The organism is Streptomyces sp. B93, assembly GCF_018070565.1.
In the GTDB taxonomy this organism is placed as follows: domain Bacteria; phylum Actinomycetota; class Actinomycetes; order Streptomycetales; family Streptomycetaceae; genus Streptomyces.
On record NZ_JAGPXL010000004.1, the window covers coordinates 165,344 to 190,425 of the forward strand.

28 protein-coding genes are annotated in these 25,082 nt (G+C 72.1%); 19 read left to right on the top strand and 9 right to left on the bottom strand.

The genetic code is table 11. From position 1 onward, the window contains the following. Positions 1 to 29 precede the first annotated feature (29 nt). The 7 genes from KBY47_RS05885 (at position 30) to KBY47_RS05915 (ending at position 6,736) form a co-directional block, all read left to right on the top strand. Positions 30 to 1,568 carry an ATP-dependent DNA ligase gene (locus KBY47_RS05885; RefSeq protein ID WP_210919842.1) on the top strand — a complete coding sequence of 513 codons (1,539 nt, stop codon included), beginning with the start codon at positions 30 to 32 and terminating at the stop codon, positions 1,566 to 1,568. Continuing rightward, on the top strand, positions 1,565 to 2,023 hold the full coding sequence (locus KBY47_RS05890) for an NUDIX domain-containing protein (RefSeq protein ID WP_210919843.1): 459 nt from the start codon (positions 1,565 to 1,567) through the stop codon (positions 2,021 to 2,023). The genes KBY47_RS05885 and KBY47_RS05890 overlap by 4 nt, the downstream gene beginning before the upstream one ends. A 75-nt stretch (positions 2,024 to 2,098) precedes the next feature. Further along, positions 2,099 to 3,484: an NADP-dependent succinic semialdehyde dehydrogenase gene (locus tag KBY47_RS05895; protein ID WP_210919844.1), complete on the top strand. Its 1,386-nt coding sequence runs from the start codon at positions 2,099 to 2,101 to the stop codon at positions 3,482 to 3,484. Positions 3,485 to 3,509: 25 nt separating this feature from the next. Then, on the top strand, positions 3,510 to 3,737 hold the full coding sequence (locus KBY47_RS05900; RefSeq protein WP_210919845.1) for a DUF6213 family protein: 228 nt from the start codon (positions 3,510 to 3,512) through the stop codon (positions 3,735 to 3,737). A 159-nt stretch (positions 3,738 to 3,896) separates the two neighbouring features. Then, positions 3,897 to 4,991, top strand: coding sequence for a type III polyketide synthase (locus tag KBY47_RS05905; RefSeq protein ID WP_308405058.1), 1,095 nt, complete (start codon positions 3,897 to 3,899; stop codon positions 4,989 to 4,991). Between the two features lies 1 nt (position 4,992). Next, the gene (locus KBY47_RS05910) at positions 4,993 to 6,207 is read left to right on the top strand and encodes a cytochrome P450 (RefSeq protein ID WP_210919847.1); all 1,215 of its coding nucleotides are present in this window, start codon (positions 4,993 to 4,995) and stop codon (positions 6,205 to 6,207) included. A 7-nt stretch (positions 6,208 to 6,214) separates the two neighbouring features. Then, positions 6,215 to 6,736 (top strand): cupin domain-containing protein, encoded by a 522-nt coding sequence (locus KBY47_RS05915; RefSeq protein WP_210919848.1) that lies wholly within the window; start codon positions 6,215 to 6,217, stop codon positions 6,734 to 6,736. Here KBY47_RS05915 and KBY47_RS05920 read toward each other — a convergent pair. After that, positions 6,723 to 7,049, bottom strand: coding sequence for a hypothetical protein (locus KBY47_RS05920; protein WP_210919849.1), 327 nt, complete (start codon positions 7,047 to 7,049; stop codon positions 6,723 to 6,725). The two genes, KBY47_RS05915 and KBY47_RS05920, sit on opposite strands and share 14 nt — an antisense overlap. A gap of 139 nt (positions 7,050 to 7,188) precedes the next feature. Between KBY47_RS05920 and KBY47_RS05925 the strand changes: the two genes are divergently transcribed. Continuing rightward, positions 7,189 to 7,434 (top strand): hypothetical protein, encoded by a 246-nt coding sequence (locus KBY47_RS05925; RefSeq protein ID WP_210919850.1) that lies wholly within the window; start codon positions 7,189 to 7,191, stop codon positions 7,432 to 7,434. 49 nt (positions 7,435 to 7,483) lie between these two features. Here the strand turns inward: KBY47_RS05925 and KBY47_RS05930 are convergent, their stop codons facing one another. After that, complete coding sequence (locus KBY47_RS05930) at positions 7,484 to 8,710, bottom strand: acyl-CoA dehydrogenase family protein (protein ID WP_210919851.1); 1,227 nt, start codon at positions 8,708 to 8,710, stop codon at positions 7,484 to 7,486. A gap of 167 nt (positions 8,711 to 8,877) precedes the next feature. Here KBY47_RS05930 and KBY47_RS05935 point away from each other — a divergent pair, with 167 nt between their 5' ends. After that, positions 8,878 to 9,519, top strand: a complete 642-nt coding sequence (locus KBY47_RS05935; protein ID WP_210919852.1) for a TetR family transcriptional regulator — start codon at positions 8,878 to 8,880, stop codon at positions 9,517 to 9,519. A 64-nt stretch (positions 9,520 to 9,583) separates the two neighbouring features. On the opposite strand, the gene def is transcribed toward KBY47_RS05935, so the two are convergent. Then, entirely contained in the window at positions 9,584 to 10,129 is a 546-nt protein-coding gene (gene def, locus KBY47_RS05940) for a peptide deformylase (protein WP_210919853.1), read from the bottom strand. Between the two features lie 156 nt (positions 10,130 to 10,285). On the opposite strand from def, the gene KBY47_RS05945 reads away from it, so the two are divergent. The 5 genes from KBY47_RS05945 (at position 10,286) to KBY47_RS05965 (ending at position 14,793) form a co-directional block, all read left to right on the top strand. Further along, a complete protein-coding gene (locus KBY47_RS05945) occupies positions 10,286 to 11,524 on the top strand; it encodes a MurT ligase domain-containing protein (RefSeq protein WP_210919854.1) in 1,239 nt (412 codons plus the stop codon). A gap of 23 nt (positions 11,525 to 11,547) precedes the next feature. Continuing rightward, positions 11,548 to 12,279, top strand: coding sequence for a type 1 glutamine amidotransferase (locus KBY47_RS05950; RefSeq protein WP_210919855.1), 732 nt, complete (start codon positions 11,548 to 11,550; stop codon positions 12,277 to 12,279). A gap of 151 nt (positions 12,280 to 12,430) precedes the next feature. Next, positions 12,431 to 13,456: a 6-phosphofructokinase gene (locus KBY47_RS05955; RefSeq protein WP_210919856.1), complete on the top strand. Its 1,026-nt coding sequence runs from the start codon at positions 12,431 to 12,433 to the stop codon at positions 13,454 to 13,456. A 157-nt stretch (positions 13,457 to 13,613) separates the two neighbouring features. After that, positions 13,614 to 14,564, top strand: a complete 951-nt coding sequence (locus KBY47_RS05960) for a cytochrome c oxidase assembly protein (protein WP_210919857.1) — start codon at positions 13,614 to 13,616, stop codon at positions 14,562 to 14,564. A 58-nt stretch (positions 14,565 to 14,622) separates the two neighbouring features. Next, positions 14,623 to 14,793 carry a hypothetical protein gene (locus KBY47_RS05965; protein WP_210919858.1) on the top strand — a complete coding sequence of 57 codons (171 nt, stop codon included), beginning with the start codon at positions 14,623 to 14,625 and terminating at the stop codon, positions 14,791 to 14,793. Between the two features lie 11 nt (positions 14,794 to 14,804). On the opposite strand, the gene KBY47_RS05970 is transcribed toward KBY47_RS05965, so the two are convergent. The 4 genes from KBY47_RS05970 to KBY47_RS05985 are packed head-to-tail and all read right to left on the bottom strand — an operon-like array spanning position 14,805 to position 18,881. Then, entirely contained in the window at positions 14,805 to 15,992 is a 1,188-nt protein-coding gene (locus tag KBY47_RS05970) for a sensor histidine kinase (RefSeq protein ID WP_210919859.1), read from the bottom strand. Then, the gene (locus KBY47_RS05975) at positions 15,989 to 17,701 is read right to left on the bottom strand and encodes a cation acetate symporter (RefSeq protein ID WP_210919860.1); all 1,713 of its coding nucleotides are present in this window, start codon (positions 17,699 to 17,701) and stop codon (positions 15,989 to 15,991) included. Before KBY47_RS05975 ends, KBY47_RS05970 begins: the two co-directional genes overlap by 4 nt. Before the next feature lie 6 nt (positions 17,702 to 17,707). Then, entirely contained in the window at positions 17,708 to 18,106 is a 399-nt protein-coding gene (locus tag KBY47_RS05980; protein ID WP_210919861.1) for a hypothetical protein, read from the bottom strand. A gap of 16 nt (positions 18,107 to 18,122) precedes the next feature. Then, a complete protein-coding gene (locus tag KBY47_RS05985; protein ID WP_210919862.1) occupies positions 18,123 to 18,881 on the bottom strand; it encodes a LytTR family DNA-binding domain-containing protein in 759 nt (252 codons plus the stop codon). A 78-nt stretch (positions 18,882 to 18,959) separates the two neighbouring features. Here KBY47_RS05985 and KBY47_RS05990 point away from each other — a divergent pair, with 78 nt between their 5' ends. From KBY47_RS05990 to KBY47_RS06010, 5 genes are all read left to right on the top strand, one after another. Continuing rightward, positions 18,960 to 19,463 (top strand): Lrp/AsnC family transcriptional regulator, encoded by a 504-nt coding sequence (locus KBY47_RS05990; protein WP_210919863.1) that lies wholly within the window; start codon positions 18,960 to 18,962, stop codon positions 19,461 to 19,463. 151 nt (positions 19,464 to 19,614) lie between these two features. Continuing rightward, complete coding sequence (ddaH, locus tag KBY47_RS05995; protein ID WP_210919864.1) at positions 19,615 to 20,424, top strand: dimethylargininase; 810 nt, start codon at positions 19,615 to 19,617, stop codon at positions 20,422 to 20,424. After that, complete coding sequence (rocD, locus tag KBY47_RS06000; protein ID WP_210919865.1) at positions 20,424 to 21,644, top strand: ornithine--oxo-acid transaminase; 1,221 nt, start codon at positions 20,424 to 20,426, stop codon at positions 21,642 to 21,644. Before ddaH ends, rocD begins: the two co-directional genes overlap by 1 nt. A gap of 152 nt (positions 21,645 to 21,796) precedes the next feature. Continuing rightward, positions 21,797 to 22,528: a 1-acyl-sn-glycerol-3-phosphate acyltransferase gene (locus KBY47_RS06005; RefSeq protein WP_210919866.1), complete on the top strand. Its 732-nt coding sequence runs from the start codon at positions 21,797 to 21,799 to the stop codon at positions 22,526 to 22,528. A 74-nt stretch (positions 22,529 to 22,602) separates the two neighbouring features. Then, positions 22,603 to 23,622 (top strand): NAD(P)-dependent oxidoreductase, encoded by a 1,020-nt coding sequence (locus tag KBY47_RS06010; protein WP_210919959.1) that lies wholly within the window; start codon positions 22,603 to 22,605, stop codon positions 23,620 to 23,622. A 1-nt stretch (position 23,623) separates the two neighbouring features. On the opposite strand, the gene KBY47_RS06015 is transcribed toward KBY47_RS06010, so the two are convergent. Both KBY47_RS06015 and ureG read right to left on the bottom strand, forming a co-directional pair. Then, positions 23,624 to 24,391, bottom strand: a complete 768-nt coding sequence (locus KBY47_RS06015) for an urease accessory protein UreD (RefSeq protein ID WP_210919867.1) — start codon at positions 24,389 to 24,391, stop codon at positions 23,624 to 23,626. After that, positions 24,379 to 25,056, bottom strand: coding sequence for an urease accessory protein UreG (ureG, locus tag KBY47_RS06020; RefSeq protein ID WP_210919868.1), 678 nt, complete (start codon positions 25,054 to 25,056; stop codon positions 24,379 to 24,381). Before ureG ends, KBY47_RS06015 begins: the two co-directional genes overlap by 13 nt. Between the last annotated feature and the right edge of the window lie 26 nt (positions 25,057 to 25,082).

Sequence of the window (25,082 nt, forward strand, 5' to 3'; positions counted from 1 at the left end):
CGGCCGCCCGGCGGGTGCACCCTGACTCCATGCTGCTCACCCGGCTCGCCCAAGTGTCCCGGGAGGTCGCCGCGACGTCCGCGCGGTCCCGGAAGACGGCCCTGCTCGCCGAGTTGTTCCGGGACGCGGACGCGGACGACGTACCGGTGGTCATCCCGTACCTGGCGGGACGGCTGCCGCAGGGACGGCTCGGCATCGGCTGGAAGGTGCTGGGCCGCCGGGTCCCCCCGGCGAACGCGCCGAGCCTGACCGTGCGCGAGGTGGACGAGCGGCTCACCGCGCTCGGCGCGGTCTCCGGCACCGGTTCGCAGGCCGAGCGGGCCCGGCTGACCGGCGAGCTGATGGGCCGGGCCACCGAGGAGGAGCAGCGGTTCCTGGTGGGGCTGATCACCGGCGAGGTGCGGCAGGGCGCCCTGGACGCGGTGGCCGTGGAGGGTCTCGCGCAGGCGACCGGGGCGCCGCCCGCGGACGTACGGCGTGCGGTGATGCTGGCGGGCTCGCTCCAGACCGTGGCCCAGGCACTGCTCGCGGACGGCCCGGCGGCGCTGGAGGCGTTCCGGCTCACGGTCGGCCGTCCGGTGCTGCCGATGCTGGCGCACAGCGCCTCCTCGGTGGCGGAGGCGGTCGGCAGGCTGGAGGGCTGCGCGGTCGAGGAGAAGCTCGACGGCATCCGCGTCCAGGTGCACCGCGACGGCGGCACCGTACGGCTGTACACCCGCACCCTGGACGACATCACCGACCGCCTGCCCGAGGTGACCTCGGCCGCGCTCGGGCTGAGGGGCGAGCGGTTCATCCTGGACGGCGAGGTCATCGCGTTCGACGCGGAGGGCAGGCCCCGCTCGTTCCAGGAGACCGCCGGGCGCGTCGGCTCCCGCGTGGACGTGGCCACGGCCGCCCGCGCGGTCCCCGTCTCCCCCGTCTTCTTCGACGCGCTCTCCGTGGACGGCCGCGATCTGCTGGACCTGCCGCTGACCGAGCGGCACGCGGAGCTGGCCCGGCTGGTCCCGGAGCCGATGCGGGTCCGGCGCACGGTCGTGTCCGGGACGGCCGACCTGGCCGCCGCCGAGGGCTTCCTCGCCGAGACCCTGGAGCGCGGCCACGAGGGTGTCGTCGTCAAGGCCCTCGACGCCCCCTACAGCGCCGGACGCCGCGGCGCGGCCTGGCTGAAGGTCAAGCCCGTGCACACCCTCGACCTGGTGGTCCTGGCCGCCGAGTGGGGCCACGGCCGCCGCACCGGCAAGCTCTCCAACCTGCACCTGGGCGCCCGCACCGCGGACGGCTCCTTCGCCATGCTCGGCAAGACCTTCAAGGGCATGACCGACGAGCTGCTGACGTGGCAGACCGAGCGGCTGAAGGAGCTGGCCGTCGACACCGACGGCCACGTGGTGACCGTACGCCCGGAACTCGTCGTCGAGATCGCCTACGACGGTCTCCAGCGCTCCTCCCGCTACCCGGCCGGGGTCACCCTGCGCTTCGCCCGCGTGGTGCGCTACCGCGAGGACAAGCGCCCCGAGGACGCCGACACCGTGGAGACCCTGCTCGCCGCGCACCCGGAGGCGCTGCGGTGAGGCGCAGCGCGGGCCTGCTGCTGTTCCGGTGCGGCGACGACGGCCTCGAGGTGCTGCTCGGTCACATGGGCGGCCCGTTCTTCGCCCGCCGGGACGCCGGGGCATGGACGGTCCCGAAGGGCGAGTACGAGGCGGACGAGTCCGCCTGGGACGCGGCCCGCCGTGAGTTCACCGAGGAGCTGGGCCTGGCGCCGCCCGACGGGGCGGCCGTACCGCTGGGCGAGGTCCGGCAGTCCGGCGGCAAGCTGGTGACGGTGTGGGCGGTCGAGGGCGACCTCGATCCGGCGGCGGTCACGCCGGGCACCTTCCGCATGGAGTGGCCGCCGCGCTCCGGGCGCATCGAGGAGTTCCCGGAGCTGGACCGGGTGCGCTGGTTCCCCCTGGCGGAGGCCAGGGACGTGATCGTCAGGGCGCAGGGCGCGTTTCTCGACCGGCTGGCGGAGCACTCGGCCTGAGGGGATGTCCCCGCGTTGCGGAGGGCATCGGCGCGCGCGAAGGTCGAAGCACAGTCGCTCCCAGGAGGTCCAGCCATGCCCATCGCGACGGTGAACCCGGCGAACGGCGAGACAGTCAAGACGTACCAGGCCATGGGCGAGGAGGAGGTCGAGCGCAGGCTCCAGCTCGCCGAGGCCACCTTCCGTACCTACCGGACGACCGGGTTCGACGAGCGTGCCGCGCTGCTGCGCCGGGCCGCCGACCTCCTCGACGAGGACCAGCAGGACATCGCCCGGGTCATCACCACCGAGATGGGCAAGCCGGTCAAGCAGGCCCGCGCGGAGGCCGCCAAGTGCGCCAAGGCGATGCGCTGGTACGCCGACCACGCCGCTGAGCTGCTCGCCGACGAGGAGCCCGCCGACGCCGATGTGCGCGACTCCGGCGCCACCCGCGCCCTGGTGCGCTACCGGCCGGTGGGCCCGGTGCTGGCGGTGATGCCGTGGAACTTCCCGCTGTGGCAGGTGATCCGGTTCGCCGCGCCCGCGCTGATGGCGGGGAACGTGGGCCTGCTCAAGCACGCCTCGAACGTCCCGCAGACCGCCCTGTACCTGGAGGACCTCTTCCACCGGGCGGGCTTCACCGAGGGCACCTTCCAGACCCTGCTGATCGGCTCCGGCGAGGTCGACGAGATCCTGCGGGACGAGCGGGTGAAGGCGGCCACCCTCACCGGCAGCGAGCCCGCGGGCCGCGCGGTCGCCGCCACCGCCGGGGAGATGATCAAGAAGACGGTGCTGGAGCTGGGCGGCAGCGACCCGTTCATCGTGATGCCGTCCGCCGACCTGGACCGGGCCGCCGAGGTCGCGGTGAACGCGCGCTGCCAGAACGCGGGGCAGTCCTGCATCGCGGCCAAGCGGTTCATCGTCCACACCGATGTCTACGACGCCTTCGCCGAGCGTTTCACCGAGGGCATGAAGGCGCTGGTGATGGGCGACCCGATGGACGAGGACACCGAGATCGGGCCGCTGTCCAGCGAGCGCGGCCGGGCCGATCTGGAGGAGCTGGTGGACGACGCCGTACGCGGCGGCGCGAGTGTGCTGTGCGGCGGGGAGCGCCCCGGCCGGCCCGGCTGGTACTACCCGCCGACCGTGCTGGCCGGGATCGACCGCGAGATGCGCATCCACCGCGAGGAGGCCTTCGGGCCGGTCGCCACGCTGTACCGGGCGGGCGACCTGGACGAGGCCGTGCTGATCGCCAACGACACGCTGTTCGGGCTCAGTTCCAATGTGTGGACCCGCGACGAATCCGAGGTCGACCGGTTCGTACGGGACCTGGAGGCCGGGGGCGTGTACTTCAACGGGATGACCGCGTCCCACCCGGCGTTCCCGTTCGGCGGGGTGAAGCGGTCGGGGTACGGGCGTGAGCTGTCCGGGCACGGAATCCGCGAGTTCTGCAACATCACCACCGTATGGCACGGGGCGTGAGCTTTCCGCGACTACGATCGTCTTTGTGAACCGCGAAGTGACTCTGCCTCTGATCGTCGACGACCGCGGTACCTTGCAGGTGGCCGCGGCCGACGTGAGCAAATTGCTGCGCACGGTGGGCGGGCGGTGGCTGCACCTCGTCGAGGCCGGGGAGGACGGGCTCGACGAGGACACGGTGGCCGCGCTGACGATCGAGCTGGCGAAGCTGGCCGACCGGATCGATGTGGCGTGCATCGCCCACAGCAGCGGGTGAGCACCGTCCGGGTTTCCCTTTGACGCCGGGCGCGGGTCGTGATGGGTTGCTCGCGCAGCTCCCCGCACCCCTTGAGCGGCATCCGCTCACCCCCTGTACGGAGTAGTCCCGCGCGAGATCGTCGCCGATGCGGGTGATCGTGGGTGAAGCACCTTTGAGGTGAACCACCTTCGGCGAAAGCAGGCACGGTTCATGGCGACTTTGTGCAGACCCTCGGTGTCCGTTCCAGAGCACGTGATCACGATGGAGGAGACGCTCGACCTGGCGCGCTCCCGCCACGCCGACCACCCCCAACTCCCGCTCGTCCTGAGGCTGATATCGAACACGGGAGTACGCACCCGGCACATCGTGCAGCCCATCGAGGAGACCCTGAAACACCCCGGCTTCGAGGACCGCAACAAGCTCTACGAGGCCGAGGCCAAGGCCCGCGTCCCGGCGGTCGTGCAGCGCGCCCTCGACGACGCCGAGCTGCTCACCAGCGACGTCGACCTGATCATCTACGTGTCGTGCACGGGCTTCATGATGCCCTCGCTCACGGCCTGGCTGATCAACGAGATGGACTTCGGCAGCGACACCCGCCAGCTCCCCATCGCCCAGCTGGGCTGCGCGGCCGGCGGCGCCGCGATCAACCGGGCGCACGACTTCTGCACGGCCTACCCGGAGGCCAACGCGCTGATCGTGGCCTGCGAGTTCTGCTCGCTGTGCTACCAGCCCACGGACGTGGGCGTCGGCTCGCTGCTGTCCAACGGGCTGTTCGGCGACGGGATCGCCGCCGCCGTGGTGCGGGGCCGGGGCGGCACGGGCGTCCGGCTGGAGCGCAACGGCTCGTACCTGATCCCCAAGACCGAGGACTGGATCTCCTACGACGTCCGCGCCAGCGGTTTCCACTTCCTGCTGGACAAGCGGGTGCCCGGGACGATGGAACCGCTCGCGCCGGCGCTCCAGGAACTCGCCGGGCGGCACCAGTGGGACGCGTCCGACCTGGACTTCTACATCATCCACGCGGGTGGTCCCCGAATACTCGACGACCTCAGCAAGTTCCTCCAGGTCGACCCGCACGCCTTCCGCTTCAGCCGGGCCACCCTCACCGAGTACGGGAACATCGCCAGCGCCGTCGTCCTGGACGCGCTGCGGCGGCTGTTCGACGAGGGCGGCGCCGAGGAGCGGGCGCGCGGGCTGCTGGCCGGGTTCGGGCCCGGCATCACCGCCGAGATGGCCCTGGGCCGCTGGCAGATCACGGACGAGAAGACTTGAGATGAGCGAAGAAACGATTCTTCAGACCGCGCCCCCGGTCCGGCAGTGGCCCGCCCTCGACCTGACCGGCACCGACTTCGACCCGGTGCTGCGGCAGCTGATGGACGAGGGCCCGGTCACCCGCATCCAGCTGCCCAACGGCGAGGGCTGGGCCTGGCTGGTCACCCGCTACGACGACGTCCGCCTGGTGACCAACGACCCCCGCTTCAGCCGTGAGCTGGTCATGGACCGGCAGGTCACCCGGCTCGCCCCGCACTTCATCCCCAGCCGGGGCGCGGTCGGCTTCCTCGACCCGCCCGACCACACCCGGCTGCGCCGCTCGGTGGCGTCCGCCTTCACCGCCCGGGGCGTGGAGCGGGTACGGGAGCGGTCACGGGAGCTGCTCACCGAACTCGTCGACGAACTCCTCCAGGACGGCCCGCCCGCCGACCTCACCGCGGCCGTGCTGAGCCCCTTCCCCATCGCCGTGATCTGCGAGCTGATGGGCGTCCCCGCCGCCGACCGGCACGACATGCACACCTGGACCCAGCTCATCCTGTCCTCCTCCAACGGGGCGCAGGTCAGTGAGAAGGCCAAGGAGGAGATGGGCGCGTACTTCGCCGATCTCATCGGCCTGCGGGAGGGCAGCACGGGCGAGGACGTGGCCTCGCTGCTCGGGGCCGCCGTGGGGCGCGAGGAGGTGACGCTCCAGGAGGCGGTGGGCCTCGCGGTGCTCCTCCAGATCGGCGGGGAGGCGGTCACCAACAACAGCGGGCAGATGTTCTACCTCCTGCTCACCCGCCCCGAACTGGCCGAACGGCTGCGCGCCGAGCCGGAGATCCGCCCCCAGGCCGTCGACGAGCTGCTGCGGTACATCCCGCACCGCAACGCCGTCGGGCTGTCCCGGATCGCCCGGGAGGAGGTGGACATCCAGGGGCACACCATCCGCGCGGGCGACGCCGTCTACGTGTCCTACCTGGCCGCCAACCGCGACCCGGACGTCTTCCCCGACCCGGAGACGATCGACTTCGCCCGTGGCCCCAACCCGCATGTGGCGTTCGGCTTCGGACCGCACTACTGCCCGGGCGGCATGCTCGCCCGGATGGAGTCGGAACTGCTGATCGACGCGCTGCTCGACCAGATCCCGACGCTGCGCCTCGCGGTGGACCCGGCCGACGTGCCCTTCAAGAAGGGCGCGTTGATCCGCGGGCCCGAGGCCCTGCCCGTGACCTGGTGAGCGGCCGATGACGGCGACGGAGGGGCTGCTGGTGCCGCCCGGCCAGGGGCGGGTGGTCCAGACGCCCGCCCAGCACGTCACCTTCAAGGTGACCGGCTCGCACTCGCGGATGGCGTCGACCTTCGAGGTGCTGGTGCCGCCGGGCTTCGACGTGGGGGCCCATGTGCACACGCGCAGCGAGGAGTTGTTCTACGTGCTGGAGGGCGAGCTGGACGTGCTCGCCTTCGAGCCGCGTGTCCGCACCCCCGACAACTGGCGGACGTGGGAGTCGAGTTCGGGCAACCGGGTGGTGCGCGCCACGCCCGGCACGGTCCTCGTCGTACCGCCGGGCTGTCCGCACGCGTTCGCGAACCCGATGGACGCCCCGGCGAAGATGTTCTTCCAGTCCTCGCCGCCGCCGGACCACGAGCGCTACTTCGAGGAACTGCTGGAGATCCTCGGCAACGGCGGCCCGCCCGACCACGCTGCCATCGAGGAGCTGCGCAGGCGCTACGACATCGAACAGCTGACGCCGCTCAGGCACCGGTGAGCGGGCCGGGGCGGCGGTCGCGGGCCTCGCCCGCGAGGATACGGCGCCGGTACTCGCCCAGCCTGCTCCGCTCCTCCCGGGTCAGGTAGTCGGCCAGCTTGTCGGCCTCGGCCCAGGCCGCCGAGCGAGCGGTCCGCGCGGCACGCCAGTCGCGCCGGTCCACAGCGGCGGCGAGCTGGGCCAGGGCCTTCAGCAGCGGCGCGCGTGCGGTCTGCTGGGATCGGGTGAAGCCCGTCCGCCCGGCCGCCGCCCGTCGCTGCTCCCAGGTGGGGCCGCCGCTGGTGAGGTGCGCCCGTGACCGTCCTCGGTTCATGGGGCGGAACGGTACCCGGCGGGTGTCCGACGGGGAGCGCGCGGGAGTCCGTGCGCCCGGTTCACGCCCTTGTGGGCGTCCTGTCCCCCCGGTGACCGTGGTCGTTGGGTGTGAGGCCGCTTCGACGACAGGGGGTCCGATGGGGCGTGGGCGGGACGACATGGCCGGGTTGCTGCTGCTGGGGCTGGCCGTGGTGCTGCACCGGACGGTGGCGAGCAAGCGGGCCACCGAGCGGATACAGGCCCGCCGCAACGCCATGGTGCGGGCGGCCCACCGCCGGGGCGTCCCGGTGCCGAGGCTCGCGGCCGGTCTCGGCCTGACGGAGGGCTGGGTGCGCAAGGTGCTGAACGGGCGGGGGCCAGCGGTGGAGGAGGAGACCGCGTAGGCCGGACACCGGGGCGGGCCGCACGGATGGGCGGCCCGCCGGACCCGGCCTAGCGGATCGGCATCCCCGACAGGGTGCGGGCGATGACCAGGCGCTGGATCTCGCTGGTGCCCTCGAAGATGGTGTAGATGGCCGCGTCGCGGTGCATCCGCTCCACCGGGTACTCGCGGGTGTAGCCGTTGCCGCCGAGGATCTGGATCGCCTGGGCGGTGACCTTCTTGGCGGTCTCGCTGGCGAACAGCTTCGACATCGAGCCCTCGGCCGCGGTGAACGGCTTGCCGTTGACGGCCATCCAGGAGGCGCGCCAGACCAGCAGCCGCGCGGCGTCGATCTGGGTGCGCATGTCCGCGAGCTGGAAGGCGACGCCCTGGTTGTCGATGATCGGGCGGCCGAACTGCTCACGGGTGGTCGCGTAGTCGAGGGCCACCTCGTACGCGGCGCGGGCGGTTCCCACGGCCATGGCGCCGACGGCGGGGCGCGACGCCTCGAAGGTCGCCATCGCCGCGTTCTTGACGCGCTCACCGTTCTGCTTGGCCCGCTCGCGGGCCCGGGCCAGCCGCTCGTCCAGCTTCTCCTTGCCGCCGAGCAGACAGGAACCGGGCACGCGTACGTCGTCGAGGACGACCTCGGCGGTGTGCGAGGCGCGGATGCCGTGCTTCTTGAACTTCTGGCCCTGGGACAGACCGGGCGTGTTCGGCGGGACGATGAAGGAGGCGTGCCCCTTGGAGCCGAGGTCGGGGTCGACGACCGCGACGACGACGTGGACGTTGGCGATGCCGCCGTTGGTCGCCCAGGTCTTGGTGCCGTTGAGCACCCACTCGTCCTTGGCCTCGTCGTACACCGCCCGGGTGCGCATGGAGGCGACGTCGGAGCCCGCGTCGGGCTCGGAGGAGCAGAAGGCGGCGACCTTGACATCGTTGGCATCGCCGTACATCTGGGGGATCCAGGTGCCGATCTGCTCCTCGGTGCCGTTGGCGAGGACGCCCACGGCGGCGAGGCCGGTGCCTACGATGGACAGGGCGATGCCCGCGTCGCCCCAGAACAGTTCCTCCATGGCCATGGGGATGCCGAGGCCGGTGGGGTCGAAGTACTGCTGCGCGTAGAAGTCGAGGGAGTAGATGCCGACCTTGGCGGCCTCCTGGATGACCGGCCAGGGAGTCTCCTCACGCTCGTCCCATTCGGCGGCCGCGGGCCGGATGACATCGGCGGCGAAGCCGTGCAGCCAGCTCCGGACCTCCTTCTGTTCGTCGTTGAGCTCCATGGTGAACTCGGCCATGTCCCCTCCAGCGGCGCAATGGTGTTACTAGCGGTAACAGCAGTGTGTTACCCGTGGGTAAGAAAAGTCAACTCACGACTACCCCTCGGCAGCCCGTTCGATCGCCGAGACGTGTCGGGTGTTAGTTTGCGCAGGCGTCACCGAACCAGCACGGGTGGGGAGAACCGATGGACACCACACAGCGGACCGGGCAGCAGCGGTCCGCCGACCGCCGCCGACGCGAGCTGTTGGAGGCCGCCGACCGGGTCGTGCTGCGCGACGGACCGCAGGCCTCCATGAACGCCATCGCCGCGGAGGCGGGCATCACCAAGCCGATCCTCTACCGGCACTTCGGCGACAAGGGCGGCCTGTACGCCGCGCTGGCCAAGCGGCACACGGACGCGCTGCTCGCCTCCCTGCGGGCCGCGCTGGACGCCCCGGCGGAGCGCCGGGAGCGCGTGGAGTCCACCCTCGACACCTACCTCGCGGCGATCGAGGCCCGCCCCCAGGTCTACCGGTTCCTGATGCATCCGGCCGAGGGGTCGCAGAGCGACCAGGAGTTCGACGTCGGCAAGCACAGCGCGCCCTTGCTCCGGCGCATGGGCGAGGAGCTGGCCCAGGTGATCGAGGAGCGGGTGGACCTCGGACCGGGCAGCCAGCAGCTGGCGCGGGTGTGGGGACACGGGATCGTCGGGATGATGCACGCCGCCGGGGACTGGTGGCTGGGCGAACGGCCCTGCACCCGGGCGGAGTTGGTGCGGAGTCTGGCCGACCTGCTGTGGGGCCGGTTGGCTGCCGCCGGGGATCGCGTAGGAGGTCCGGGTTTCTGACCGTTGTCTTTCGGGTGCGGGTTGTTCGTGGTTGCTCGCGCAGTTCCCCGCGCCCCTGGGCGGGTCATCGCTCCCGGCGCCACGAAGCCCGCGCAGCCTGTCGCAGCACCCGGCGCCTGCGCCACCCCGTCAGGTGGTCGACGTAGAGGCGGCCCTCCAGGTGGTCGCACTCGTGCTGGAGGCACCGCGCGAAGAACCCCGTGCCGTGCACCGTGACCGGCTCACCGGTCACCGTGAACCCCTCGACCACCGCGTGGTCGTAGCGCTCCGTGCCCGCCTCAAGGCCCGGCAGGGACAGGCACCCCTCCGGCCCGCGCAGCCGGATGCCGTCCGCCCGCACCAGGCGCGGGTTGACCACATGTCCGAGATGCCGGACGTCCTCGTCGTCGGGGCAGTCGTAGACGAAGACCCGCGCCCCCTCCCCCACCTGGTTGGCCGCGAGGCCCACGCCCCGCGCGGCGTACATCGTGGCGAACAAGTCCTCCACGAGCCGGGCCAGTTCCGGGCCGAAGTCGGTGACCTCGGCGCAGGGGGTGACCAGGGCCGGGTCGCCCAGCAGGGTCAGGGGGCGGACGCGGCCACGGGCGCCCGGGATGGAGCTTTGTCGCATGGCCGCAAGGGTACGGTTCTCCGCGTCGCGTCCGCCGCGCTGCCGGATCGTGACGGTGCCGCAATTCGGGAGTGCGAATGGATCTCGATAGGCTGACCACCACCACGTTGCCGTTTGGCAGATGCGCGGCGCGTACGCAAGGAGGATCGAGGACTGATGGCAGGCAACTCGGACCCGCTCACGCCGCGGGCCAAGATCGCCGTGACCGCGGGCAAGGCGGTAGCGGCGGCATCCCGTGCCGCGGGGCGGGGCAGCGGATCGGTGATCGGCGGCCGGGTCGCCCTCAAACTCGACCCCGACCTGCTCGCCCGGCTCGCGCAGCACCTGGACGTGATCCTCGTCTCCGCGACCAACGGCAAGACGACGACCACCCGGCTGATCGCCGAGGCGCTGCGGGCCGCGGGGCCGGTGGTCTCCAACGCGCTCGGCGCCAACATGCCCGCCGGTATCACCTCGGCGCTTGCGGGCGGCTCGGACGCCCGGTACGGCGTGATCGAGGTCGACGAGAAGTACCTCGCCGGGGTCGCCCGGGACACCGACCCGAAGTGCATCGCCCTGCTCAACCTCTCCCGCGACCAGCTGGACCGCGCCGCCGAGACCCGGATGCTCGCGGAGAACTGGCGTGAGGGCCTGGCCGGCTCCAAGGCCGTCGTCGTCGCCAACTGCGACGACCCGCTGGTGGTGTGGGCCGCGTCGTCCTCCCCCAACGTGATCTGGGTCGCCGCGGGCCAGATGTGGAAGGACGACGCCTGGTCCTGCCCGTCCTGCGGCGGTGTGATGCAGCGGCCCGGCGACGACTGGTTCTGCGGCGAGTGCGGGTTCCGGCGTCCGACGCCGACCTGGGCGCTCTCCGGCGACCACGTCCTCGACCCGCACGGCTCCGCCTGGCCGATCCACCTCCAGCTGCCGGGCCGGGCCAACAAGGCCAACGCCGCCTCCTCGGCCGCCGTCGCCGCCGTGTTCGGCGTACCGCCGCAGGTGGCGCTGGAGCGTATGTACCAGGTGCAGGCGGTCGCCGGGCGGTACGACGTCGTGCAGTTCATGCAGCGCGACCTCAGGCTGCTGCTGGCGAAGAACCCCGCGGGCTGGCTGGAGACGTTCTCCCTGATCGACCCGCCGCCCACGCCGGTGATCCTTTCGGTGAACGCCCGCGGCGCCGACGGCACCGACACGTCCTGGCTGTGGGACGTCGACTACGCGCGGCTGACCGGGCACCCGATCTGTGTCATCGGCGACCGGAAGCTGGACCTCGCGGTGCGGCTGGAGGTCGCGAACCAGCAGTTCCAGGTCTGCGAGAACCTCGACCAGGCGGTGCAGATGTGCCCGCCCGGCCGGATCGAGGTCATCGCCAACTACACCGCCTTCCAGGACCTGCGCCGCCGCGTCGGCAACTGACCACACGACTTCAGGGAATCTTCGTGAGCGACAACCAACTGCGGGTCGTCTGGATCTACCCCGACCTGCTCAGCACCTACGGCGACCAGGGCAACGTCCTCGTCGTGGAACGCCGGGCCCGGCAGCGCGGCCTCGACGTGGCCCGTCTCGACGTGCGCAGCGACCAGCCCATCCCGACCTCCGGTGACATCTACCTCATCGGCGGCGGCGAGGACCGGCCGCAGCGCCTCGCGGCGGAGCGGCTGCGCCGGGACGGCCATCTGTACCGGGCCGTGGAGAACGGCGCGATCGTCTTCTCGGTCTGCGCGGGCTACCAGATCCTCGGCCACGAGTTCGTCAACGACCTCGGCCAGCGCGAGCCCGGCCTCGGTCTGCTCGACGTGGTCTCGGTGCGCGGCGAGGGCGACCGGTGCGTCGGTGACGTGCTCGGGGACGTCGACCCGCGGCTCGGCCTGCCGCCGTTGACCGGCTTCGAGAACCACCAGGGCGTCACCCACCTCGGGCCCACCGCGCGCCCGCTGGCCCAGGTGCGGTTCGGCAACGGCAACGGCACCGGCGACGGCACCGAGGGCGCGTACAACGACACGGTCTTCGGCACCTACATGCACGGCCCCGTCCTCGCCCGCAATCCGCAGATCGCCGACCTGCTGCTGAAGCTGGCCCTGGACGTCAACGCGCTCCCGCCGACCGACGACCGCTGGTACGAGGCGCTCCGCAACGAGCGCATCGCGGCCGCCCAGGCGCAGACCGCGTAAGCCCGTCTGACGGGGCGTCCGCACAGGTGAGCGCGGTCGTCCAGCAAGCGGACGCACGGTGCGTCCCCGCCCCCCTGCGACGTTAGGGTGGCGGGGATCGAGCCGGACAGCGCGGTCCGGCCTGGCCCCTTTCGAGAAGGTGTTTCGGGCTATGCGCATTGGTGTCCTCACGTCCGGCGGTGACTGCCCCGGTCTGAACGCCGTCATCCGGTCCGTCGTGCACCGTGCCGTCGTCGACCACGGCGACGAGGTCATCGGTTTCCGGGACGGCTGGAAGGGCCTCCTGGAGTGCGACTACCTCAAGCTCGACCTCGACGCGGTGAGCGGCATCCTCGCCCGCGGCGGCACCGTCCTCGGCTCCTCCCGGGTCCGGCCCGAGCACCTGCGGGACGGGGTGGAGCGGGCCAGGGGGTACGTCGGGGAACTCGGTCTCGACGCCATCATCCCGATCGGCGGCGAGGGGACGCTCAAGGCGGCCCGGCTGCTCTCCGACAACGGGCTGCCGATAGTCGGCGTGCCCAAGACCATCGACAACGACATCGCCGTCACCGACGTCACCTTCGGCTTCGACACCGCGGTGGGTGTCGCCACGGAGGCGCTGGACCGGCTCAAGACCACCGCCGAGTCCCATCAGCGGGTGCTGATCGTGGAGGTCATGGGGCGCCACACCGGCTGGATCGCCCTGCACTCCGGGATGGCGGCCGGGGCGCACGCCGTGGTCGTGCCCGAGCGGCCCTTCGACATCGACGAGCTGACCGCGAAGGTCGGCGAGCGGTTCGAGGCGGGCAAGCGGTTCGCGATCGTCGTCGCGGCGGAGGGGGCCAAGCCGAAGCCCGGCACCATGGCCTTCGACGAGGGCGGCAAGGACGTCTACGGCCATGAGCGCTTCGCCGGGATCGCCCGGCAGCTGTCGGTGGAGCTGGAGCGGCGGCTCGGCAAGGAGGCACGGCCGGTGATCCTCGGGCATGTGCAGCGCGGGGGGACGCCGACGGCGTACGACCGGGTGCTGGCCACGCGGTTCGGGTGGCACGCGGTGGAGGCGGTGCACCGGGGGGAGTTCGGGATGATGACCGCGCTGCGGGGGACGGACATCGCGATGGTGTCGTTGGCGGAGGCGGTGGAGACCCTCAAGAGGGTGCCGGAATCCCGGTACGCGGAGGCCGAAGGGGTGCTTTAGGTTCGTCGGCGGGTGCGGGTGGTCTGTGGCTGGTCGCGCAGTTCCCCGCGCCCCTTGAGGTACGTATCCGTGCCCCCGGTCGCAGGTGCTGCCGGGGGTCGCTCTAGTCTTGGGGCGGACCAAAGGGCACAACCCCCACGAATCAGGAGCCAGGCGGATGGACCACAGCGGGCATGGGATGGGTGTCGGTCTGGCGCCGTTCACGCTGGGGCGGGGACTTCAGTGGTCGCCGGACGCGTTCTTCCTGGTGGCGTGTCTGCTGGGGCTGGCCCTGTACGGCTGGGGTGTCGCGCGGCTGGTCAGGCGGGGGGACAAGTGGCCGGTGGGGCGGACGGTGGCGTTCGCGGGCGGGGTGCTGACCATCGCGCTGGTGATGTGCACCAAGCTGAACGACTACGGCATGGTCATGTTCAGCGTGCACATGGTGCAGCACATGGTGATCAGCATGCTGTCGCCGATCCTGATCCTGCTCGGTGCCCCGATCACCCTGGCGCTGCGCGCGCTGCCGCCCGCCGGACGGGGGCGGAAGGGGCCGCGTGAGCTGCTGCTGGCCCTGCTGCACAGCAGGTACATGCGGGTGATCACGCACCCCGGTTTCACCATCCCGATGTTCATCGCCAGCCTCTACGCGCTCTACTTCACCCCGCTGTTCGACTTCCTGATGGAGTCCAAGCCGGGGCACATCGCGATGATGGTGCACTTCCTCGCCGTGGGTCTGGTGTTCTTCTGGCCGATCATGGGAATCGACCCGGGCCCGCACCGGCCCGGCTACCTGATGCGGATGCTGGAGCTGTTCGCGGGCATGCCGTTCCACGCGTTCTTCGGCATCGCGCTGATGATGGCCTCGACGCCGATGGTGGACACGTACGCCCATCCGCCCGCCTCGCTCGGTATCGACGCGCTCTCCGACCAGAACGCGGCGGGCGGGATCGCCTGGGCGTTCAGCGAGATCCCGTCCGTGCTGGTACTTATCGCACTGATGTTCCAGTGGTACGCCTCCGACCAGCGGCAGGCCAAGCGCCAGGACCGGGCCGCCGACCGCGACGGCGACAAGGAGCTGGAGGCGTACAACGCCTATCTGGCCTCCCTGAACGCACGCGGGAGCTGAGTGCCGGGGCGGAACCAGGGCACCATGGAGGGGGACGAACCATGAGGAGGGTGTCGCGATGCCCGGTTCTACGGACAGTTCGACGAGGACGATGGGGGTGCTCACCGTCGGCGGACTCGTCGTGGTGACGGCCTACACGGTGGCGCTCGGCAGCAACGGCTGGCTGTGGTTCGGCTGGGTCGTGCTGGGTCTGATCACGCTCGGGATGGTCGCCACCCGCAGTACCTGAGCGGCGCGGTCTCAGTGCACGCCCGGCTGGTACTTCGGCAGCCGGGCGGTGACCTTCATGCCCGCCCCGACCGCTGTCTCGATGACGAGGCCGTAGTCGTCGCCGTAGACCTGGCGGAGCCGGTCGTCGACGTTGGAGAGTCCGATGCCGCCGGACGGGCTCTCCTCCCCCGCGAGGATGCGGCGCAGCAGCTCCGGGTCCATGCCGGCGCCGTCGTCCTCGATGACGACCAGGGCCTCGGCCCCGGCGTCCTGCGCCGTGATGCTGATGTGGCACTTGTCGGCCTTGCCCTCCAGGCCGTGTTTGACGGCGTTCTCCACGAGCGGCTGGAGGCAGAGGAAGGGCAGGGTGACCGGAAGCACCTCGGGGGCGATCTGGAGGGTGACCGAGAGCCGGGTGCCGAAGCGGGCGCGGACCAGGGCCAGGTAGTGGTCGATGGCGTGCAGCTCGTCGGCGAGGGTGGTGAAGTCGCCGTGCCTGCGGAACGAGTAGCGGGTGAAGTCGGCGAACTCCAGCAGCAGCTCACGGGCGCGCTCGGGGTCGGTGCGGACGAACGAGGCGATCACCGCGAGCGAGTTGAAGATGAAGTGCGGGGAGATCTGGGCGCGCAGGGCCTTGATCTCGGCCTCGATCAGCCGGGTGCGGGAGCGGTCGAGGTCGGCGAGTTCCAGCTGTACGGAGACCCAGCGGGCGACCTCGCCGGCGGCCCGCACCAGCACGGCGGACTCCCGGGGCGCGCAGGCGACCAGTGCGCCGTGCACCCGGTCGTCGACGGTGAGCGGGGCGACCACCGCCCAGCGGACGGGGCAGTCGGGGGTGTCGCAGGTCAGCCGGAACGCCTCGCCCCGGCCGCTCTCCAGCGGTCCCGCCAGCTTCTCCATGATCTCGGCCCGGTGGTGGCCGCCCACCCCGTCCCAGGCCAGCACCTCCCGCTCGTCGGTCAGGCACAGCGCGTCGGTGCCGAGCAGTGAGCGCAGTCTGCGGGCCGACTTGCGGGCGGTCTCCTCGGTCAGCCCGGCCCGCAGCGGGGGCGCGGCGAGGGAGGCGGTGTGCAGGGTCTGGAAGGTGGCGTGCTCGACGGGGGTGCCGAGCCCGACGTGGCTCTTGGGCCGGGGCGCGGTGCGCCGCCCGAGCCAGAACCCGGCCGCCAGCACCGGCAGCACGGCGACGCACAGCCCGGCGAGGAATCCGGTGGTCACTGCTTCACCTCCGCCCTCAGCTCCTCCGGCAGGTGGAAGCGGGCCAGGATCGCCGCCGTGCCGGCGGGGACCCGGGCCGGGGTCGCCAGGGAGACCAGGATCATCGTGAGGAAGCCCAGCGGCACCGACCACAGGGCGGGCCAGGCGAGCAGGGTGTGCAGGGAGGCGGTGCCGGGGAAGCCCGCCATGGTGGCGGTGACGGCGAGGAACGCGGAGCCGCCCCCGACCAGCATGCCGGCGGCGGCGCCGGGCGGGGTCAGCCGGCGCCACCAGATGCCGAGGACGAGCAGCGGGCAGAACGAGGACGCCGAGACGGCGAAGGCGAGGCCCACCGCGTCGGCCACCGGCAGCCCGGGGACCAGGACGCTCGCGGCGAGCGGCGCGGCCATGGCGAGGACGGTGCCGAGGCGGAAGTGCCGTACGCCTCGCGCGGGCAGCACGTCCTGGGTGAGCACCCCGGCGACGGCCATGGTGAGCCCGGAGGCGGTGGACAGGAACGCGGCGAAGGCCCCGCCGGCGACCAGCGCGCCGAGCAGGTCGCCGCCGAGGCCGCCGATCACCCGTTCGGGGAGCAGCAGGACGGCGGCGTCCGCGTGCCCGGCGAGGACCAGCTCGGGGGCGTAGAGGCGCCCGAGGGCGCCGTAGACGGGCGGCAGCAGGTAGAAGGCGCCGATCAGGGCGAGCACGGCGACGGTGGTGCGGCGGGCGGCGACGCCGTGCGGGCTGGTGTAGAAGCGGACGACGACGTGCGGCAGGCCCATGGTGCCGAGGAAGGTGGCGAGGATCAGCCCGTACGTCGCGTACAGGGGGCGTTCGTCGCGTCCGGTGGCCAGGGAGGCGGACATGCCGCCGTTGCTGCCGCGGTCGGCCTCCGGGACGGGGTCGCCGCGGTCGAAGGTCAGCCGGGTGCCCTGGTCGACGCGGTGGGTCCCGGCGGGCAGCCGCAGTGTCTCCGCCTCGTGCGGGCGGCCGTCGATCTTCCCGGTCACGGTGACGGTCAGCGGGCGCTCCAGTTTCAGGTCGAGGGTGGCGTCGACGCGGACCACGCGCTGTTCGCGGAAGGTGGCGGGTTCGTCGAAGGCGTGCCGGGGCGCGCCGTCGGCCTGCCAGGCGAGGACGAGGAAGAGGGCGGGGACGAGCAGGGCGGTGAGCTTGAGCCAGTACTGGAAGGCCTGCACGAAGGTGATGGAGCGCATGCCGCCCGCGGCGACGGTCGCGGTGACGACGACGGCGACGATGATGCCGCCGAGCCAGTCGGGCGCGCCGGTGAGGACGGTCAGGGTGAGTCCGGCGCCCTGGAGCTGGGGCAGCAGGTAGAGCCAGCCGACGCCGACGACGAAGGCGCCCGCGAGCCGCCGTACCGACTGGGAGGCGAGCCGGGCCTCGGCGAAGTCGGGCAGCGTGTAGGCGCCGGAGCGGCGCAGCGGGGCGGCGACGAAGAGGAGCAGGACGAGGTATCCGGCGGTGTAGCCGACGGGGTACCAGAGCATGTCGGGGCCCTGGACGAGGACCAGGCCGGCGATGCCGAGGAAGGAGGCGGCGGAGAGGTACTCGCCGCTGATGGCGGCGGCGTTGAGGCGGGGGCCGACGGTGCGGGAGGCGACGTAGAAGTCGGAGGTGGTGCGGGAGATGCGCAGGCCGAAGGCGCCGACGAAGACGGTGGCGACGACGACGAGGGCGACGGCGGGGACGGCGTAGTTCTCGTTCATGGTGGCTCAGCGGTCCTGTGCCTCGTTCTCGTCCTCCACGAGGCGCTCGTCCGCCACGAGGCGCACGAAGTCGCGTTCGTTGCGTTCTGCGCGGCGCACGTACCAGCGGGCGAGGAGCACCAGCGGCAGGTAGAGGGCGAACCCGAGCACGAGCCAGGTCAGCCTGCGGCCCTCCGGGGTGGAGGCGAACAGCAGCGGGAGCGGGGCGACCAGCAGGACGAGGACGGCACAGACGCCGAGCGCGGCGCGCAGCTGGGTGCGCATCAGGGAGCGGACGTAGGTGTGGCCGAGGGTGGTCTGCTCGTCGATCTCGGTGCGCGGCCGGTAGTAGCCGGGCGCCCTGCTGGTGCGGCGGGGCGGGCCGGTGACGACGACGCGGCGTTCGGGGGCGGGTTCCTGGGGCATCGCGGCGGGCCTCTCGCTAGCTCGTGGTCCGGCGCATCAGCAGGTCCCGCAGTTCTCGCGCGTGACGGCGGCTGACCTGGAGTTCCTCCTCGCCGATCAGGACGCTGACGGTGCCCGCGTCGAGCCGTAGCTCGCCGATGTGGCGCAGGGCGACCAGGTGGCGGCGGTGGATGCGGACGAAGCCCCGGGAGCGCCAGCGGTCCTCCAGGGTGGACAGCGGTACGCGGATGAGGTGGCTGCCCTTGTCGGTGTGCAGCCGAGCGTAGTCGCCCTGTGCCTCGACGTGGGTGATGTCGTCGACGGCGACGAAGCGGGTGACGCCGCCCAGTTCGACGGGTATGTGGTCCGGGTCGGGTTCGTGGACGGGGATGGCGGGGGCGGTGCTGCCGCGCAGTTCGGCGGCGCGGCGTATCGCCTCGGCGAGGCGTTCCTTGCGGACGGGTTTGAGGACGTAGTCGACGGCCTTGAGGTCGAAGGCCTGGACGGCGAAGTCCTCGTGCGCGGTGACGAACACGACCAGTGGCGGCCGGGCGAACCCGGTGAGCAGCCGGGCCAGGTCGAGGCCGTCGAGGCCGGGCATGTTGATGTCGAGGAAGACGACGTCGATGGCCTCCGGCCCGTGCGGTCCGGATTCCAGGGCGCGGTTGATGCGGCGCAGCGCCTCCGTCGCGTCGCCCGCCCCCTCCGCGCTGCCGATGCGGGGATCGGCGTGCAGCAGGTAGAGGAGTTCCTCCAGCGAGGGGCGTTCGTCGTCGACAGCCAGGGCGCGCAGCATGAAGGTGGAGTGTAGGAGGAATCCGTACGCCTGCACACGTGTCGGACGATGACCTTTGTGGCTGGATACAGTCGGCGCATGAACAGCAGGCCGACGCCCTTCGACGAGCTGGACCGGAAGATCCTCACCGCCCTGATGGCGAACGCCCGTACCAGCTTCGCCGAGATCGGCGCGGCGATCGGGCTGTCGTCGACGGCGGTGAAGCGCCGGGTGGACCGGCTGCGGGAGACGGGGGTGATCACCGGGTTCACGGCGACGGTGAAGCCGTCCGCGCTTGGCTGGCGGACCGAGGCTTACGTGGAGGTGTACTGCGAGGGCGCGGCGCCCCCGCGGCGCCTCGCGGAGGTGGTGCGCAACCATCCCGAGATCACCGCGGCGATGACGGTGACGGGCGGCGCGGACGCGCTGCTGCACGTGCGGGCCCGGGACGTGGAGCACTTCGAGGAGGTGCTGGAACGCATCCGCACCGAACCGTTCATCCGCAAGACGATCAGTGTGATGGTGCTGTCCCATCTGCTCCCGGACAGTCCTGAGGCGGGAGCGAACCAAGCGGCGCCGGACGGCGCAACGGACGTGCGCTGAGAACGGCGAAGACGCAGTGATCCTGCGTGGACGTGCAGGATTCTGTTCTTGTCGGGCGTCGGTCCCGCTTCCTACGGTGATGTCACCGTGTTGTCCCGTGTCGTCATGTGTCGTCCACCCTCGACACCGCAGGAAGCGGAGGAACCCCTCTGTGTCCGAGTGCCGTGTGCCGCGCCGCAGGCGCTTTCTGGTCTGTGAACCCAGACATTTCGCCGTGCAGTACGCGATCAACCCCTGGATGCACCCCGAGGTCCGGGTCGACGTCGGTCTCGCCCGGGAGCAGTGGCACGCCCTGGTCCGTGCCTACCGCGCCCATGGGCACACCGTCGACACCGTCGAGCCGGTCGCCGGGCTCCCCGACATGGTGTTCGCCGCGAACTCCGCCGTCGTCCTCGACGGCCGGGTCTTCGGCTCCCTCTTCCACGCGCCCGAACGGCGCCCGGAGTCCCTGCACTACGACACCTGGTTCAAGACGGCGGGCTACGACGTCTACCGCCCCGAGAACATCTGCGAGGGCGAGGGCGACCTCGTCCCCGCCGGCCGCTACGTCCTCGCCGGGACCGGGTTCCGTACCACCGTGGCGGCCCACCGCGAGGTGCAGGAGTTCTTCGGCGTCCCGGTGATCGGTCTGACCCTGGTGGACCCGTACTTCTACCACCTGGACACGGCGTTGTTCGTGCTGGACGAGGACACCGTCGCCTACTACCCGGACGCCTTCTCGCCCGGCAGCCGTGAGGTGCTGGCCCGCCTCTACCCGGACGCGGTGCTCGCCACCCGGGAGGACGCGATGGCCTTCGGCCTCAACTCCGTCTCCGACGGCCGCCATGTCTTCATCGCCCCGGAGGCGACCGCGCTCGCCGACCAGCTGGAACAGCGCGGCTACGTCCCCGTCCCCGTCGACCTGTCGGAGTTCCACAAGGCAGGCGGCGGCATCAAGTGCTGCACCCAGGAGATCCGCTGATGACCGCACCCGCGCGCACCCGTACGTCCGCCGACCTGATCCGCGCCGAGGAACCCGTCCTCGCGCACAACTACCACCCGCTGCCGGTGGTGGTGGCCCGCGCCGAGGGCGCCTGGGTCGAGGACGTCGAGGGCCGTCGCTACCTCGACATGCTGGCCGGCTACTCGGCCCTCAACTTCGGCCACCGCCACCCGGACCTGATCGCGGCGGCGCACCGCCAGCTGGACCGGCTCACCCTCACCTCCCGCGCCTTCCACAACGACCGGCTCGCCGCCTTCGCCGAGCGGCTCGCCGGGCTGACCGGCCTGGACATGGTGCTGCCGATGAACACCGGCGCCGAGGCCGTGGAGAGCGCCGTCAAGGTGGCCCGCAAGTGGGCGTACGACGTGAAGGGCGTCCCGGACGGCCAGGCCACGATCGTGGTCGCGGCGGAGAACTTCCACGGCCGTACGACGACCATCGTCAGCTTCTCCACCGACGAGACCGCCCGCACCGGCTTCGGCCCCTTCACCCCGGGCTTCCGGATCGTGCCGTACAACGACCTGGCCGCGCTGGAGGCCGCCGTCGACGACACCACGGCGGCGGTGCTGATCGAGCCGATCCAGGGCGAGGCCGGGGTGGTCGTCCCCGACGACGGCTACCTCACCGGAGTACGGGAGCTGACCCGCCGCAAGGGCTGCCTGTTCGTGTCGGACGAGATCCAGTCGGGCCTCGGCCGCACCGGCCGCACCCTCGCCGTCGAGCACGAGGGCGTCGAGCCGGACGTGGTGCTGCTCGGCAAGGCGCTCGGCGGCGGCATCGTGCCGGTGTCGGCGGTGGTGGCGCGCCGGGAGGTGCTGGGCGTGCTGCGGCCGGGCGAGCACGGTTCGACGTTCGGCGGCAACCCGCTGGCCGCCGCGGTCGGCACGGCCGTGGTCGAACTGCTGGAGACCGGCGAGTTCCAGCGCCGGGCGGCCGAGCTGGGCGTGGTGCTGCGCGGCGGTCTGGCCTCCCTGGTCGGCAAGGGCGTCGTCGGTTTCCGGGCGCGCGGGCTGTGGGCGGGCGTCGACGTCGACCCGGCGATCGGCACCGGACGCGAGGTCAGCGAGCGGCTGATGCGCGAGGGCGTCCTGGTCAAGGACACCCACGGCTCCACGATCCGGCTGGCGCCGCCGCTGACCATCACGAGCGGCGAGCTGGAGTCGGCGCTCGGCACCCTGGAGAAGGTCCTGGCGGCCTGACAGAGCACCCGGAGGCGTGACCCGGCGGCTCCCCCAGGAGTCCGCCGGGTTACGGCGATCGCCGCCCGCGCCTACACTGGCGCCACGACACGCCGGTTGACCTGCCGTAACCCGACAGGCCCAGCGGACCAGCGCAGTGAGGGGCGACCGCCTTGTTCTATTACGTGCTCAAATACGTTCTGCTGGGACCGCTGCTGAGACTGCTCTTCCGGCCCCGGATCGAGGGCCTGGAGCACATTCCGGCGTCGGGCGCCGCCATCGTCGCGGGCAACCACCTCTCCTTCTCGGACCACTTCCTGATGCCCGCGGTCCTCAAACGGCGCATCACCTTCCTCGCGAAGGCGGAGTACTTCACCGGGCCGGGCATCAAGGGCCGCCTCACCGCCGCGTTCTTCCACAGCGTGGGGCAGATCCCGGTCGACCGCTCCGGCAAGGAGGCGGGCCAGGCCGCGATCCGTGAGGGCCTCGGTGTGCTCGCCAAGGACGAACTGCTCGGCATCTACCCCGAGGGCACCCGCTCGCACGACGGACGGCTGTACAAGGGCAAGGTCGGCGTGGCCGTGATGGCGCTGCGGGCGCAGGCCCCGGTGGTGCCGTGCGCCATGATCGGCACCTTCGAGGCCCAGCCCCCGGGCAAGGTCGTCCCCCGTCTCCACCCGGTGGTGATCCGCTTCGGCGAGCCCCTCGACTTCTCGCGCTACGCGGGGATGGAGAACGAGAAGGCGGTGCTGCGGGCCATCACCGACGAGATCATGTACGCGATCCTGAAGCTGTCCGGGCAGGAGTACGTCGACCGGTACGCGGCCGTGGTGAAGGCGGAGGAGGAGGCCGCGGCGAAGGAGCGCACGGCGGGCCGCCGACGCCCCCGGCTCCCGCTCGGCTGACGCTCTGCTCTCAGCCGAACCGCATACCGTCCACGCCTGCGGACGCCTACGGTCGCCCCATGACACGACGCGCAGTGGTGATCGGAGCGACAGGCCAGATCGGGCGCTCCGCCGTGCGGGCCCTCGCCGAGGACGGCTGGCGGGTGACGGCCGCCTCCCGGGGCGGCGACCGGGACCCGTCCTGGCCCGAGGAGGTACAGGCCCTGCGGCTGGACCGCGCGGACGACGAGGCCCTGTCCGCCGCGATCGGCGACGACTGCGACGTGGTCGTCGACATCGTCGCCTACGGCACCGCGCACGCCCGGCAGTTGACGTCCCTCGCCGGACGGGTCGGCTCGGCCGTGGTCGTCTCCAGTGTCTCGGTGTACGAGGACGACAAGGGCCGCAACTTCGACACCCAGGCCGAACCGGACGGTTTCCCCGAGTACCCGGTGCCGATCCCGGAGACGCAACGCACCATCGCCCCCGGCGACGCGTCGTACAGCACGGGCAAGGCTGCCCTGGAGCGCGAACTCCTGGCCGCCGCCGACGCGTTGCCGGTCACGCTGCTGCGCGCGGGCGCGGTCCACGGCCCGCACTGCCGCACCCCGCGCGAGTTGTACTTCGTCAAGCGCAACCTCGACGGCCGCAGGCGCCGCGTCATCGCCTACGGCGGCGGCAGCCGCTTCCACCCGGTCAGCGTGCACACCCTCGCCGAACTGATCCGCCTCGCCGCCGCCCGCCCGGGTTCCCGCGCCCTCAACGCCTGCGACCCGGAGGCTCCCACGGTCCTTCAGATCGCCACCGCCATCGACGCGGTGATGGGCGTCGCCCCCGAGACGGTCCTCGTGGACGGCCCGCCGCCGCTGCCGACGGTCGGCGACACGCCGTGGTCGGTACCGGTCCCGGTCGTCTGCGACATGTCCGCGGCCGAACGCGCCCTGGGCTACCGCCCGGTGGTCTCCTACGCCGACACCCTCCCGGAGACCATCGCCTGGATCGAACGCCGTCTGACCGCCCAGCCCGACTGGCGCGAGTCCTACCCCAGGATGCACGCCGCCTACGGCGACCTCTTCGACTACGCGGCGGAGGACGCCTGGCTGGACGCACGCTGACCTAATCCAGCTCGGCCAGCGCCCCGTCGAGCAGCCGTCGCAGCAGCAGCGCGTCCGGTGCGACGGCAGTCACCAGGACCGCGGGTCCGGCCAGCGGCAGCACCGCGGCGCTCTCCCCGACCGGCCGGGCGGTGACCGGCGCCTGCGCGAACTCCGGGCGTACGACGACCAGTTGCCCCACGGCCCGATGACCGCCGAGCCCGGCGGGCCCGTCCCAGCCGCCCGGCGCGCCGGGCCCACAGGCCAGCTCCTGGTCGAGCACCGTACGCCCGGCGATCCGCAGCACCAGGCGGCTGGTCAGCCGTCCCGGCTCCTCCCCCGCCCGCCCCAGCACCTGCTCCTCCCGCAGCACGAGCCGGGCGCCCGCCGCGAGGTCGACGCGGGTGGTGACGTACAGGTCACTGCCCGCCACGGAGATCAACTGCTCGGGCAGCCAGTGCAGTTCGCCCCCGTCGGCGACGGTGAGGCGGACGTCGTAGCGCGCCTCGCCCTTGGACTGCCCCGGCAGCGCGATGGTGGCGGCGGCCGACCCGACGCGTAGCCGGGCGCCCTCGCCCACCTCGGTCTCCACGGCGAAGCGGTCACCGCCGAGGGGCCCGCTCATCGCGCCGACGAGCATGACCCGCGCCTCGCCGCCGCTCCCCCGGGTGCGCCGCACGGCCAGCGGCCCGTCGCCCTCCAGCACCGGCAGCGCCGTACCGCCCCTGCCGTCGCCGCGCGCTCCGATCCGGGCGGTGGCGGCGACCCCGCTCACGGTCACGCCGTCCACGCGGCGAGCCGCTCCCGCACCCAGGCGGCGACCTCCGCGACCCCGGCCTCGCCGCGGAGCGACTGGAAGACCACGGGCAGTCCGGCCCGCTGCGCCTTGGCGTCCGCCGCCATCCGCGCCAGGTCGGAGCCGACGTACGGCGCCAGGTCGGTCTTGTTGACGACGAGCAGGTCGGCGGTGGTCACCCCGGGCCCGCCCTTGCGCGGGATGTCGTCGCCACCCGCCACGTCGATCACGAAGATCTGCGCGTCCACCAGCCCCTTGGAGAAGGTGGCGGTGAGGTTGTCCCCACCCGACTCCACCAGGATCAGATCGAGCGGTCCGACCTCGTCCTCCAGGTCCTCCACGGCCTCCAGGTTGGCGGAGATGTCGTCCCGGATCGCGGTGTGCGGACAGGCGCCCGTCTCGACGGCCGTGATCCGCTCGGGCGGCAACACGGCCTCCCGCAGCAGGAACTCGGCGTCCTCCCGGGTGTAGATGTCGTTCGTCACGACAGCGAGCGACAACTCGTCCCGCAACGCCCGACACAGCGCGGCGACGGTCGCGGTCTTCCCGGACCCCACGGGCCCCCCGAGCCCGACCCGCAGCGCCCGCCGGGACCCGTCGCCCCGCCGAGCGTCGGCGCTGACGGCAACAGAACCTTCGTATGAGTGATCAAGATGCATAAGACGGCTCCTTCATGACGCAGGGC